10 protein-coding genes and 4 tRNA genes are annotated in these 13,921 nt (G+C 23.4%); 7 read left to right on the top strand and 7 right to left on the bottom strand.

The window, feature by feature from the left end:
• Positions 1-31: 31 nt before the first annotated feature.
• The 6 genes from sbcB to trxA form a co-directional block, all read right to left on the bottom strand.
• Complete coding sequence (gene sbcB, locus WEOB_RS01455) at positions 32-1,474, bottom strand: exodeoxyribonuclease I (protein ID WP_281263777.1); 1,443 nt, start codon at positions 1,472-1,474, stop codon at positions 32-34.
• Positions 1,475-2,021: 547 nt separating this feature from the next.
• Positions 2,022-2,095: transfer RNA gene (locus WEOB_RS01450), tRNA-Pro, on the bottom strand.
• 124 nt (positions 2,096-2,219) lie between these two features.
• Positions 2,220-2,292 (bottom strand) — tRNA-His (locus tag WEOB_RS01445).
• 130 nt (positions 2,293-2,422) lie between these two features.
• Positions 2,423-2,495 (bottom strand) — tRNA-Arg (locus tag WEOB_RS01440).
• Between the two features lie 586 nt (positions 2,496-3,081).
• Entirely contained in the window at positions 3,082-4,341 is a 1,260-nt protein-coding gene (rho, locus tag WEOB_RS01435; protein ID WP_281264076.1) for a transcription termination factor Rho, read from the bottom strand.
• 371 nt (positions 4,342-4,712) lie between these two features.
• A complete protein-coding gene (gene trxA / locus WEOB_RS01430) occupies positions 4,713-5,042 on the bottom strand; it encodes a thioredoxin (protein ID WP_281263776.1) in 330 nt (109 codons plus the stop codon).
• A 1,097-nt stretch (positions 5,043-6,139) separates the two neighbouring features.
• On the opposite strand from trxA, the gene metK reads away from it, so the two are divergent.
• The 3 genes from metK to ruvX all read left to right on the top strand — a co-directional run bounded on the left by metK (position 6,140) and on the right by ruvX (position 10,301).
• The gene (gene metK, locus WEOB_RS01425) at positions 6,140-7,294 is read left to right on the top strand and encodes a methionine adenosyltransferase (RefSeq protein WP_281263775.1); all 1,155 of its coding nucleotides are present in this window, start codon (positions 6,140-6,142) and stop codon (positions 7,292-7,294) included.
• A 291-nt stretch (positions 7,295-7,585) separates the two neighbouring features.
• Positions 7,586-8,986: a sugar porter family MFS transporter gene (locus WEOB_RS01420; protein WP_281263774.1), complete on the top strand. Its 1,401-nt coding sequence runs from the start codon at positions 7,586-7,588 to the stop codon at positions 8,984-8,986.
• 886 nt (positions 8,987-9,872) lie between these two features.
• Positions 9,873-10,301 carry a Holliday junction resolvase RuvX gene (gene ruvX / locus WEOB_RS01415; RefSeq protein ID WP_281263773.1) on the top strand — a complete coding sequence of 143 codons (429 nt, stop codon included), beginning with the start codon at positions 9,873-9,875 and terminating at the stop codon, positions 10,299-10,301.
• Between the two features lie 101 nt (positions 10,302-10,402).
• Here ruvX and WEOB_RS01410 read toward each other — a convergent pair.
• A tRNA-Asn gene (locus WEOB_RS01410) sits at positions 10,403-10,475 on the bottom strand.
• Between the two features lie 352 nt (positions 10,476-10,827).
• Here WEOB_RS01410 and thrS point away from each other — a divergent pair.
• The 4 genes from thrS to rplT all read left to right on the top strand — a co-directional run bounded on the left by thrS (position 10,828) and on the right by rplT (position 13,789).
• Positions 10,828-12,570 carry a threonine--tRNA ligase gene (gene thrS, locus WEOB_RS01405; RefSeq protein ID WP_281263772.1) on the top strand — a complete coding sequence of 581 codons (1,743 nt, stop codon included), beginning with the start codon at positions 10,828-10,830 and terminating at the stop codon, positions 12,568-12,570.
• Positions 12,566-13,099, top strand: coding sequence for a translation initiation factor IF-3 (gene infC, locus WEOB_RS01400; protein WP_281264075.1), 534 nt, complete (start codon positions 12,566-12,568; stop codon positions 13,097-13,099). Before thrS ends, infC begins: the two co-directional genes overlap by 5 nt.
• 62 nt (positions 13,100-13,161) lie before the next feature.
• Positions 13,162-13,359: a 50S ribosomal protein L35 gene (gene rpmI / locus WEOB_RS01395; protein ID WP_281263771.1), complete on the top strand. Its 198-nt coding sequence runs from the start codon at positions 13,162-13,164 to the stop codon at positions 13,357-13,359.
• An 82-nt stretch (positions 13,360-13,441) separates the two neighbouring features.
• Positions 13,442-13,789 (top strand): 50S ribosomal protein L20, encoded by a 348-nt coding sequence (gene rplT / locus WEOB_RS01390; RefSeq protein ID WP_281263770.1) that lies wholly within the window; start codon positions 13,442-13,444, stop codon positions 13,787-13,789.
• Positions 13,790-13,921: the final 132 nt, after the last annotated feature.

Below are 13,921 nucleotides of genomic sequence, written 5' to 3'. Positions count from 1 at the left end.
TTAATTTTTATCGTTAAATGATATTTTAAAGTTAATGAGAATTTATTTTTTTGAAGTAATCAGATAATAAGTTAAGCAATTTTTTCTTTTTTATATCGAGTTTGTAAATTTGTTGTAGTTTTTTTAATGTATCTACATAATTTTTGATTGTTGCAGAATTAAGTTTTTTTTTGCAATGTTTTGACCAAAGTAATTTTTCTTTATTATTTAATATATTGGGAAAATTTCTTGCTTTATAACGAAATAATAATTTTTTTATTCTTTTATCAGAAAATTGAATTTTTAGTTTTGATAGATTTTCTGGTTTAGTTTTTAAAATGGTATTCATATTTTGTTTGTCAAATTTGTTGAAAAATTTTTCATATAATTGTTTATCTACATCATCATGTTTTTTGTAAGGTCTGATATTTTTTTTAAATAATGTTTGTAGTTTTTTTTTAAAAGATATGTTTTGTTTTAGCCATATGAAATTGTTTGTACAAAGTTTGTTGTCAATAATAAGATTTTTTTTATTTTTTTCATATAAAATATTATTTTTAAATATATTATTATCCAATAATATTGGACATTTATTAATATATATTAATTTTAATGGATTCTTAATGCCTTTTTTAAAAAAATTATCGTTAAAAAATTCATTAGAAAAGTTTTTTGTATTAAAATTATTTAACTGTTTCAAAATTTCTATGTTTTCATTTAAATCACATGAAATTAATATATTGGGGTTTTCTGGATACCAAATTAATGGAGCGATCCATGTAGCATTTTTTTTTACGTTCCCCAATGTTCCTGATATGTATATTAGAGGTTGCATAGTGTTAAAATTTATAATACGAAATAAATTTTGTTTTTTTCGAAAATTATAAAGATATTTAAAAAATTTTGGTTGTTTTTGGTATGCTAATTTTAATAATTCTAAGGTTGCATATACATCGGATGTTGAATCATGTGGATTATTGTGTTTAATGTTATTAGCCATACATATTTTTTTTAATTGAAAACTCGGAGCTCCACATTTGTTAATTGGCCATTGTATTCCTTTTGGACATATCGCATAATATGCACGCATGATATTGAGCAGATCCCATCTGGTATTAAAATTTTTGTAATGCCAACTATATGGATCGTAAAAATTTCGATAGAAAATATTTCTAGTAATTTCATCGTCAAAACTAATATTATTGTATCCAACAATACATGTTTTTTGTGTATTAAATATATGATATATTTTTTTTGCAAAATCTAATTCTTTTATTCCTTGAGAAAATGATTTTTGAGGTGTAATACCTGTTATTAATACTGCTTCTGGGTCTGGAAAATAGTCAATAGGTAAACGACAAAAAAATGTTTTTGTTTTTTCTATTTGTTCGAATTTTTTATTAATACGGATGCTAGAAAATTGTGCTGGTTTGTCAAAAGTAGGATTTTTCCCAAACATTTCGTAGTCATATATTACAAATGTTGTTTCTTTCATGATATAGATGTTTTTAAGTTTTTTAATTTTTATATAATATAAAATTATCAATATATAATATATGTATAAATATAATTTATATTATTAATATAATTGATTGAATTATTTAAAATAAAATTTTTGTATATTTAATTTTAAAGTTTATATTATAAATTTAGTATTTCTTGTGTTATAAATTTTATGTTTATTTTGTAAATTATAAAAATTTTATGTAGTTAATTGTATTTTTAGTTTGATTATGTAAATTAATAAGATCTAAAATAGATATGTTTTCTATATTTATTATATAAATTTAAAATTATAATAGTTATTTTATGTAAAATTATTTATATATATAATTTACAAGTGAATGAAAATAAATTTAATTTAGTAAAATTATTTAATAATATTTATGTTGTTTAAATTTTTTTAGTTACATTTTAATGTATGTATTAAATTTTACAAAATGTTAATATTTGATATTTGTATTGTTATTTTAAATTGTAAAAAATTTTAAAGTTTGAAATAAATTTTAGTTATGTAAATTATTTTATATAGAAATGTAGAATCGGCGAGAGAGGATTTGAACCTCTGACTTACTGGTCCCAAACCAGTCGCGCTACCGAGCTACGCCACTCGCCGATTTTTTGAAAATCTTTTAAAAGAAGAGACACTTTAATATTAATTTTAGAAAAATTTTTTTGTTTTTTGATATAATTTGTATATTAATTATTCTTGTTTTGTATAATAAAAAAAATACAAATTGGGTGATTGGTGGGATTTGAACCCACGACAACTGGAATCACAATCCAGGGCTCTACCAATTGAGCTACAATCACCATATTTTATAATAAAATTTACATTCCAATATTTATTTATCGATTTGATTTGTATACATAATTGTAATTTATTATATAAAATATATTTATGTATTAAAATGGTTTAATTTTGTTTTTTATTTAAGTAAATTACGCCTACCAGGATTTGAACCTAGAATATCTATCTTCGGAGGATAGCGCTTTTTCCATTAAGCTATAGGCGTATAAAAATTGTGTGATAATTTTTATACATATAAAACAATTATGTTTATTGAAACATTTTATGTTTTTTATTAAAACTAATATCAAAAAATAATTTTTGCAAATGTTATGTGAAATAAATGTTTTAATGTAAATTTTTAGTTTTAATAATTGTAAAATTTAAATATTCAAATATATTCTTATTCTATACCCGTGTATTTTAATATATCGCATTACATTTATCAATATGATTTTATATCATATTTAATTTTTTGAATAGATAAGTATTATTTAGTTATTTTGATTTTAAAATAAATGAAATTGATTTTATATTATTTTAAAAAGATTTTTTAGAATTTATAATATATAATTAATGAATTTTATTAATCTATAAATATATAAAATGATAAATTATATTTTATTTTTAAGTATTTAAATTAAATACAAGAAATTTTATTTAATTAATTCAAATATTTTGCAATTTGATATACCAAAATTCAATTGAATTTTGAGCATAAAAGTGATTTGGATATAAAATTTTTTAATTTTGTTTTTATTTGTTTACAAATATGTTATTAAATACTTGTAATGTATTAATGCTAACTTAAATTATGATTTTTTCATCATATTGAAAAATTCATAATTGGTTTTTGTCATAGATAATTTATTCATCAGAAATTCCATAGCATCAATTTCTCCCATTGGATGAATGATTCTTCGTAATATCCACATTTTTTGTAGTTCTTCTCTGGAAGTAAGAAGCTCTTCTTTTCTTGTACCTGATCTGTTGTAATCTATAGCAGGAAATACACGTTTTTCTGCAATTTTTCTTGATAAATGTAATTCCATATTACCAGTTCCTTTGAATTCTTCAAAAATTACTTCATCCATTTTTGATCCAGTATCAATAAGTGCTGTGGCAATAATTGTTAAACTTCCTCCTTCCTCCATATTACGAGCTGCTCCAAAAAAACGTTTTGGACGATGTAATGCATTAGCATCTACTCCACCTGTTAACACTTTTCCTGAAGAAGGAGCAACTGCGTTGTAAGCCCTAGCTAACCTGGTTACAGAATCTAATAGTATAACAACATCTTTTTTGTGTTCTACTAGTCTTTTTGCTTTTTCTATTACCATTTCAGCAACTTGAATGTGTCTTGAAGCTAATTCATCGAATGTTGATGCAATTACTTCTCCTTTTACTAAACGTTGCATTTCTGTAACTTCTTCTGGTCTTTCGTCAATTAGTAGTACTATTAATATACAATCATGATGATTATGAGCAATACTTTGTGCGATATTTTGTAATAACATGGTTTTTCCTGCTTTAGGAGGTGCTACAATCAATCCTCTTTGTCCTCTTCCAATTGGAGAAGCGAGATCTAAAACACGAGCTGTTAAATCTTCTGTAGATCCATTCCCTCTTTCCATTCGTAATCTTGAATTTGCATATAATGGGGTTAAATTTTCGAATAAAATTTTATTTCTAGCGTTTTCAGGTTTTTCATAATTAACTTCATTAACTTTTAAAAGTGCAAAATATCTTTCTCCATCTTTCGGAGGTCTAATTTTTCCTGAAACAGTATCTCCTGTTCTGAGATTAAATTTTCTAATTTGACTAGGAGACACATAAATATCATCTGGTCCAGCCAAATAATAGCTATCACTAAATCGTAAAAATCCAAATCCATCTTGTAATATTTCTAGTACACCATCTCCAAAGATATCCTCCCCGATTTTTGCGTGTTGTTTCAAAATAGTAAATATAATATCTTGTTTTCTCATTCGAGCTAAATTGTCTAATCCCATATTCTCTCCTAGAGAAACTAATTTTGAAACTGTTGTGTTTTTTAATTTACTAAGATGCATAATAATGTTTCTAAGATTAATGGTTTTCAAGGTTATTTTATATGTTTCAAAAATTAAATTATAAAAAATAGAATGAAAATATAGTTCCAATTTTAATATAATATAGCTATGATGTTAGTTTAAATTAACGGTGATTATTTTTATTTTATAGACTGATACGTAGAATTCAATGTTAAAATTGTGAATTTATACGTTAGTGGTATAATAATTTTATTATGTTTGATAAAAGAAGTGGGTGTTATATAAAATTTTTGTTTATTTTATAAAGTAACGATGGTTATTTTATACACAAAGTTTGATGAATTAATAAGTATTTTATTGTGTTAATTTATTTTTAAAATTTGAACAAATATGTTTATAAATATTTTGAATTAGTTACGTATATTTTTTTTAATGAAAAGTTTTATTTCTTCTTTAGTGCATAATCCTATTTTTATATCAATAATTTTTTTATTTTGAAATAAGATTAAAGTAGGAATACTACGCACATTATGTTGCGAAGTTATTTTTGGATTTTTATCTACATTTAATTTAGCAAATATTAATTTTTCACAAAATTCATCATAGATTTCTGAAAGAATAAGTAAAACACTTTTGCATGGGTTACACCATGTTGCCCAAAAATCTACTAAAATGAGTTTAGTATTTTCAATTGTTTTTTTAAAGTTTTCTTCATTTAGGACGATAATATTGTTATTCATGTCGGGCACCATTTCGAGAATAATTTTTTTGTTTGGTAAATTGTGTTTTTTAAATGGAATTTTATACAAACAATTTAAGTATTAAGAAAAATTACTTTTAAGTATTTTTTCTACTTTAAGTTTAGATTTTTTATACATAAAATAGCTGTAAATTTTTATGTTTACTAATTTTGTTTTCTGAGTTTATATGTTATGAACTATCTTTTTATACTTTTATTTTAAGATAATTGATGTGCTTATATTACTTACTTTTCTTTAGGGTATATCAATTTAGTTAATATTGCAAATTTATTGTATAATATAAATTGTGTTATCCATATAAAAATATTTATTTGTAACACATTAATTCATTATTTTGTAAATTAATTTTATAAAGATTGAGTTATATATATATTAGCAAAAACTAAATTATTTAATGTTCGTTAACATAATTTTTAATATGAAATTTATTTCTATAAATTTCATTTTATTTTTAAATTTGAGAATTTAGTGTTATGTTGGTTGAGAAATTATTACTTGACTTTTTAGTTAATTTGTATTACATACTAGCTTAGTGGCTAGTATTTTCACGTTTGTATACTGTAAAGTTTTTTTGTATGTTGTGTGAAATGAATTTTTGTTAATATTTTTCAGTTTTGTTTAAATTTTTTTATATTATTTTTCTTTGTACAAACATTAATTTAATATATTAGTAAAATTTTTTTATTTTTATAATTTTTGCATATTTTATAAGTGTGTTAATGATTAGAAAATATAGTTAGTAGAAATTTAATAGTATGAGTTTTTATTAAGTTTAACAATGACTTTTTTTATGTATTTTAAAAAGTTGAAATTAAAATTTATTGATTTGATGATTTTGGATTATTTTTTAAAAATTAATAAAGATTTTAAGAATGTGAATTTCTATTTTTATTTTGTATATATTTAATTAGCAAATTAGTTAATTTGGAAATAAAATTTTATATTTTACTTTCTTCTTTTAAAATAAGTTAATTTCAATTTTTAGGTTTGTGTTGTTTTTATTATTTAAAAAGGAGTTATTTTATTTTTTTAATAGATTAGTTTAGAAGTTATATATCAAAATTAATAGTAAGAATATGTCAAGATATTTGTTTACCTCTGAATCTGTATCAGAAGGACATCCTGATAAAATTGCAGATCAAATTTCTGATGCTGTATTGGATGCTATTCTATCTGAGGATGTTAAAGCTCGTGTTGCGTGTGAAACATATATTAAAACTGGGATGGTGTTAATTGGGGGAGAAATTACTACTGATGCTTGGGTAAACATTGAAGATTTAGCCAGAAATACTATTCGAAATATAGGGTACATTCATTCAGATCTTGGTTTTGATGCAAATTCTTGTGTAATATTAAGTGTTATTAGTAAACAATCTCTTGATATTAAACGGGGGATGGATCATAATAATTTATTTGAACAAGGTGCTGGAGATCAAGGTTTAATGTTTGGTTACGCAACAAATGAAACTGATGTTTTAATGCCAGCTCCAATAACTTACGCTCATAGATTAGTTGCACAACAATCAAAAGTTAGAAAGAATGGTGTATTGCCATGGCTCGGACCAGATGCTAAAAGTCAAGTAACTTTTTTATATGATAAGAACAAGGTTTTGGGTATTGATACAGTAGTGTTTTCTACACAACACGCAAAACATGTTTCTTTAATAGAATTAAAAGAAGCAACAATGGAAGAAATAATTAAGCCTATTTTGCCCAAAAAATGGTTATCCAAAAAAACTAAGTATTTTATCAACCCGGCTGGTAGATTTGTTTTTGGGGGACCCATGAGTGATTGTGGATTAACCGGTAGAAAAATAATAGTAGATACATATGGAGGTATGGCGCGTCACGGGGGTGGTGCTTTTTCTGGAAAGGATCCTTCTAAAGTAGATCGATCTGCTTCTTACGCAGCTAGATACATAGCTAAAAATATTGTTTTTGCGGGTTTGGCTGATCGTTGTGAAATACAAATTTCTTATGCCATTGGGGTAGCAGAACCGGTTTCTGTATCAGTTGAAGCATTTGGAACTGAAAAAGTTTCTATTGATAGTTTAGTGTTTTTAGTGAGAGAGTTTTTTGATTTACGTCCTTATGGGTTAATTAATATGTTAGACTTATTAAAACCAATTTATCAAAAAACAGCTGTTTATGGACATTTTGGTCGTAAACATTTTTCGTGGGAAAAAACAGATAAGGCAAAATTGTTGCGTTATGCTTCTGGTTTGAAATAAAAAATATGTTATTTAATTCAATTTTTAGATTTTTAAATATAAAAATAGAATTTGGAATTTTAGATTCTATTGTTTTTCTTTTTTTTGGGAATTTAAAATATATTATATATTTATTACAGTTTTATATTTGTAATTTTATATAAAAATAAAATTAAAGGAATTTTGGTTGTGTATTTTTCGAGTGGATATAGGTTATATTTATAGAATATAAGTTTATTTAATTTATTTGTATATTTTGATTTTTTGTTTAAAGATTTTTATTAATATTAATATTAGTGTGGAGGGAGTTTTATGGATGTTTCCATAGATAAATATAATAGATCTTATACTCGTTTTACCTTTCTTGTTTGTTTTATGGCTGCATTGTCTGGTTTGCTTTTTGGATTAGATATTGGTGTAATTGCTGGAGCGTTACCATTTTTGTCTGTAGATTTGGATATTACAAATTATCAACAAGAATGGGTGGTAAGTTCTATGATGTTTGGTGCATCTTTTGGAGCATTTTTTGCCGGTTGGATATCCACTAAATTAGGAAGAAGATTTAGTTTATTTGTCGGATCTATATTGTTTGTAGTAGGTTCATTATGGTCAGCATGTTCGATAAATGTAGAATCTTTAATTATTGCTCGTATTATTTTAGGATTAGCAGTAGGTATAGCATCTTATGCCGCTCCTTTATATTTATCAGAAATTGCTCCGGAGAATATTCGAGGTTCTATGATTTCTATGTATCAACTTATGATTACTGTTGGTATTTTATCAGCATATTTATCTGATACAGCTTTTAGTTATAGTGGTTCTTGGCGTTGGATGCTAGGGATTATTACAATCCCAGCTGTATTATTATTTATTGGTGTATTATTCTTACCAAGAAGCCCCCGTTGGTTAGCCACGCGCGGTCGTTATAAAGAAGCAGAAAAGGTATTAAATATGCTTCGTGATTCTAAGAAACAAGTTAAAAAAGAATTAAATGAGATTCAAGATAGTCTTAAGATTGAGAAAAGTGGTTGGATTTTATTTAAGAAAAATAATAATTTTCGCAGAGCGGTTTTTCTTGGTATTTTATTACAAATTATGCAGCAATTTACTGGTATGAATGTAATTATGTATTATGCACCAAAAATTTTTAGTATAGCTGGATTTAGTAGTACCATTAATCAAATGTGGGGAACTGTAATTGTAGGTTTAGTGAATGTATTAGCAACATTTATCGCGATTAGTTTAGTGGATCGGTGGGGACGTAAACCTACTTTGAAACTTGGTTTTTTTGTAATGTCTGTTGGTATGTTTGTATTGGGATTTTTTTTAAATTTTGGTATTGTTAATAATTTTCAAAAGTATTTTTCTATTATCATGTTGTTATTTTTTATTGTTGGATTTGCCATGAGTGCCGGTCCTTTGGTGTGGGTATTATGTTCAGAAATTCAACCATTAAAAGGACGTGATTTTGGAATAACAATTTCAACAGCAACAAATTGGATTGCTAATATGATTGTTGGTGTTACGTTTTTAACAATGTTAGAAAAATTTGGAAATGCTAATACATTTTGGATATATAGTTTCTTAAATTTTATTTTTATTATAATTACTATGTTGTTGATTCCAGAAACTAAAAATGTTTCTTTAGAGCGTATTGAACGTAATTTAATGTTAGGTAAACCATTACGTGATATTGGAAAATGTAATTTTTAATATTTTAAAATATAATTTTAAATAGTTTATCTATTTTTTAGAATATTGAATTTATTTTTTAATAACTGTATCTTACTAAATATGTTTTTATGATCTATATTAGTTAATTTAAAATTTACATGAAATTTTTTATAGGAAAATTGATCTATGTTTATCTTAAAAGATAGTTTTTAATTTTATGTTTTAATAAATTTTGTTTTATTTTTTAAAAGTATAAAATTTTATAAAATTGCAATAAAATTATTTATAATTTTATTTTTATAAATATATTGAATATTTTGAAATCTGAAAGAATATTGTTATTAAATTGATATATTGTATTGAAGTTTCTTTATATATAAAATGTTTTTAAAAGAATAATCTTAATATTTTGTTATTATTGAAATTTTAATTTATTATGAAAAATTTTATATGAATCAAATTCGTTATATATTTTCAAAGTTGTAAATAAAAACGTACTAATAATGACTGAAAAGTTTAATTTTTGTTTTATATTTAAAATATAATGAAGTTTTGAATAATTTTATATTTAATAAATTGGAAATTTTGTTTAATTTTAGTTGAGATTTGGATGTTTTAAAGGTAATGTTAACTTCAAAAGAAAATTAATATTTATTGATTATGTATTAGTAGTAATTATTTTTTTTTAAAATGGTATTTTAGTATAAGTTTCATATGAAGATTTAAAAAGATTTTTTGTTTTGTATCAAGTATTCTATTTAATAGAATTAAAAATATTTAAGTGTTAAATAATATGTTAAATAAAATTATTGTGTTGTTTTTTGATTTTTAGGTAATTTAAATTTTTGTTTAAAATTTTATGAGATTATAAAAATTTTGTATACATTTTAATAATGTAATTATGTATTATTTGAGAGATAGTTTTATGAATAAATGTTTTTATATTTTAGGACTTGATGTTGGAACTTTAAATGTAGGTGTAGCTATTTCTCAAAATGTAACTAAAATAGCCTATCCATTAGGGACATTTAAAATATTTCGAGGAATATTCTATAATTGGGGTGAAATGGATAAGATTTTTGATGAATGGAAATTAATACATACTATAGTAGTAGGACTTCCGTTAAATATGGATGGAACTGAGCAAAATTTTACTTTTGAAGTGAAAAAATTTTCTAATAGATTACAAAATCGTTTTAATTGTAGAGTTGTTTTACATGATGAAAGACTTAGTACTTTTGAAGCTCGTTGTGAATTATTAAATAATAGAAAGAATCGTCGTTTTAATAAAAAGTTAATAGATGCGAAGGCAGCAGCTGTTATATTAGAAAGTTGGTTACAACAAGAAATATAAAATTAGCTCTTATATAGTTATGTAAAATTTTATAAGATAGTAAGATTAATTTAAGTGGATATTACTATTAAAATTAATAAAATTTTGCATTATATAGTTTACTCCTCTGACTGGACTCGAACCAGTGACACGCGGATTAACAGTCCGCTGTTCTTCCAACTGAACTACAGAGGAATTAATAAAATAATTCTTTATTTAAAGATTTTTATATAATAAAATTGCAATTTTAGATATTTTAAAATTATTAAACTTTTACAAAATAAGACGTAAATTTTGTATTATTTTGTATACAAAATAATACAAATATTTGTTTAGTATACAATGGGTATAAAATTTTGTAAATAGTGTTTTAAAATGTTATTTTAAATTTTTGTTTTAGAAAATTTTATATATTTAATTATAGTTTTTTATATAAACATTAATTTTGTTAAAGAAACATTGTGTTTTTGTTATATTAATGTAAATTAATTATTTTTTATATAATGAATAAAGTTTTAATTTTGTAATTATTATAAAGGATAAAAAATTGAAAATAGTTCACTATACTCATGTATATTTATTGGGTTATGCAATAAAAAAATTATTTCCCAAAGCAAAAATGGTGAGTGGATCTATTATAGGAGATAGAAAATTTTATTATGATATAGACATTGATTACATTCTGACAAAAGAACATTTAAATGTTTTAGAAAAAATAATGTTTGATTTTATTCAGAAAAATTGTTTTTTTTTAAAAAAATGTGTTTCTTGGAGAGAAGCTTATTCTATTTTTGCAAAAAAAAATGAAGATTATAAAATATGTATTCTAGAAACAATTAAAAAAAATGATTATTTAGAATTATGTTATTACGGATCATATGTAGATATATGTTGTGAAACACAAATTATGAATATGAAATTTTGTTATTATTTTCAATTAAAAAAATCTACTTCTGGAACGTTTTGGTATGGAAAAAATGGTTCTCGAAAAATTTTGCAGCGTATTTATGGTATAGCATTATCTAAAAATGAAAAAGAAATTAATTTTTATTTTCAAAATACAAAAAAAGAAAAAAATAGGGATCATCGTAAGATTGGAAAAAATTTTGATTTATATCATATTCAAGAAGAAGCTTCAGGAATGGTGTTTTGGCATCATGATGGATGGATTATATTTAGAGAATTAGAAAATTTTATTCGAGAAAAGTTAAAAGAATTTAATTACTATGAAGTAAAAACTCCTATTATGTTAAATCGTTGTTTATGGGAAAAAACTGGGCATTGGGATTATTATTCAGAAAATATGTTTGATATATTATCAGAAAACCAAGAGTATTGTATGAAACCTATGAATTGTCCTTGTCATGTACAAATTTTTAATCGCAGTTTAAGATCTTATCGTGAACTTCCATTTCGCGTAGCAGAATTTGGTTATTGCCATAGAAATGAACCTTCAGGTTCTTTATACGGATTGATGCGATTACGTAGTTTTACTCAAGATGATGCTCATATTTTTTGTACAAAAAAACAAGTGAAAGAAGAAGTGATTAATTGTATTAAAATGATGAATGATACATATTCTGTTTTTGGATTTAAAAAATTTATAGTGAAATTATCTACTAAGCCTGATAAATATATTGGTAGTGATAATATTTGGAAAATAATGGAAGAAAATTTAATTACAGTTCTTTTAGAAAATAATATTGATTTTGAATACCAACCTGGTAAAGGAGCATTTTATGGTCCAAAAATAGAATTTTCTTTTTTTGATTGTTTTAATAGAGAATGGCAATGTGGTACAATCCAGTTAGATTTTTTATTATCTTCTCGTTTAAATATATTTTATGTTAATAAAAATAATAAGAAATCTATTCCAATTATAATTCATCGCGCTATTTTAGGTTCGATAGAACGTTTTATTGCAATTTTAACTGAAGAATTTTCTGGATCTTATCCAACTTGGTTATCCCCAACACAAGTTATTGTTATGAGTATTACTAATGATCATTTGTGTTATGTTTCTAAAGTAGTTAGAATTCTTTCTAAATTAGGGATTAGAACAAAAGAAGACATAAGAAATGAAAAGATAGCTTTTAAAATTCGGGAACATACTTTACGTAAGGTTCCATATATGTTAATTTGTGGAAAAAAAGAAATCGAAAATAATACTGTTTCTATTCGAACTCGTTGTGGAAAAAATTTAAAAAATATAGAAATTTATAAATTTATTGATCAATTAAAAAATGAAATTAAAAATCGTAACCTTTGTATGGGGGAATTTAAATATTAAAGCTGGAAAAAAAAATAAATTAATACATTTGAATCGTATTAATAACGAGATTTTTTCTAAAAAAATTCGATTGATTGATTTTTATGGAAAATTAATTGGTATTGTACCTTTAAATCAAGGATTAAAACAAGCTGAAGGAATGGGTTTTGACTTGGTTGAGATTAGTCCTAATTCTACTCCGCCTGTGTGTCGTATTATGGATTATGGTAAATTTGTTTATGAAAAAAATAAATCTTTTAAAGAACACAAAAAAAAACAAAAAGTAATTCAAATAAAAGAAATTAAATTTAGACCTAATACTGATGAAGGGGATTATAAAATAAAATTAAGAAATATAATTCGTTTTTTAAATCATGGTAATAAAGTAAAAATAACATTACGATTTAGGGGTCGTGAAACAATTCATCATAATATCGCTAGAAAGGTTCTTTATCGAATTCGTGATGATTTAATTGATTTTGCAATAATTGAGTCAATATCAACGAAAGTTGAGGGTCGTCAGATGAATATGATTATATATAAAAGATAAAAAAATTAATTAAAATAGTTAGTATATACTTAATAAATTTATTTTTGATAAAGGAAGGATTTGTGCCAAAAATTAAGACAGTTCGTTCTGTAAAAAAACGTTTTAAAAAAACAGCTTTAGGAAAATTTAAAAAAAAATGTGCTAATGTTCGTCATATTTTAACAAAGAAATCTTCTAAGCGTAAAAGGCGTTTACATCTTAGTTCTCTAGTTTCTAAAGAAAAAAAAAGTTTAATATTTCGTTATTTACCATATATATAAAGAATAAATTTTGTTTTAATATTTTTATATTAAATAAAACAGAAAAACTCATTTTTTAATTTTATATAAAAGGATTTTTAATATGATTCGTATAAAACGTGGTGTAATGGCGCACGCTAAGCATAAGAAAGTTTTGAAAAAAACTAAAGGTTATTATGGTGCTCGTTCTAGAACATATCGAACAGCTTATCAAGCAACAATAAAAGCAGGTCAATATTCTTATCGAGATCGTAGACAGAAAAAGAGAAAATTACGTCAATTATGGATTACTCGTATTAATGCAGCAGTAAGAAAATATGGTATGACATATAGTCAATTTATTTTTTGCTTAAAAAAATTTTCAATTCAAATTAATAGAAAAATGTTAGCAGATATTGCTGTTTTTGATAAATTTGTTATTAATTACTTAATTCAAAAAATTGGATCTTAATTTTATAAAATTGATTTGCATTGTATTGAATTTTGTTTTGTAAATTAGATATTGTATTAATATTTTACATTAATTTATTTTAATAGCTGATAAATTTAAAATTTTGTGTAAATATTTATAAATCAATTTTTT

The sequence above is a fragment of the Candidatus Westeberhardia cardiocondylae genome, assembly GCA_001242845.1.
Lineage (GTDB): Bacteria > Pseudomonadota > Gammaproteobacteria > Enterobacterales > Enterobacteriaceae > Westeberhardia > Westeberhardia cardiocondylae.
Note: the sequence above shows the minus strand (reverse complement) of the source record. Positions and strands in the feature narration are given on the sequence as shown.

Bases quoted from the DNA above. Each gene is read 5' to 3' on its own strand.
- WEOB_RS01420 (WP_281263774.1), top strand. From the start codon at position 7,586: ATGGATGTTTCCATAGATAAATATAATAGATCTTATACTCGTTTTACC.
- rplT (WP_281263770.1), top strand. From the start codon at position 13,442: ATGATTCGTATAAAACGTGGTGTAATGGCGCACGCTAAGCATAAGAAA.
- ruvX (WP_281263773.1), top strand. From the start codon at position 9,873: ATGAATAAATGTTTTTATATTTTAGGACTTGATGTTGGAACTTTAAAT.
- rho (WP_281264076.1), bottom strand. From the start codon at position 4,341: ATGCATCTTAGTAAATTAAAAAACACAACAGTTTCAAAATTAGTTTCT.
- sbcB (WP_281263777.1), bottom strand. From the start codon at position 1,474: ATGAAAGAAACAACATTTGTAATATATGACTACGAAATGTTTGGGAAA.
- metK (WP_281263775.1), top strand. From the start codon at position 6,140: ATGTCAAGATATTTGTTTACCTCTGAATCTGTATCAGAAGGACATCCT.
- trxA (WP_281263776.1), bottom strand. From the start codon at position 5,042: ATGAATAACAATATTATCGTCCTAAATGAAGAAAACTTTAAAAAAACA.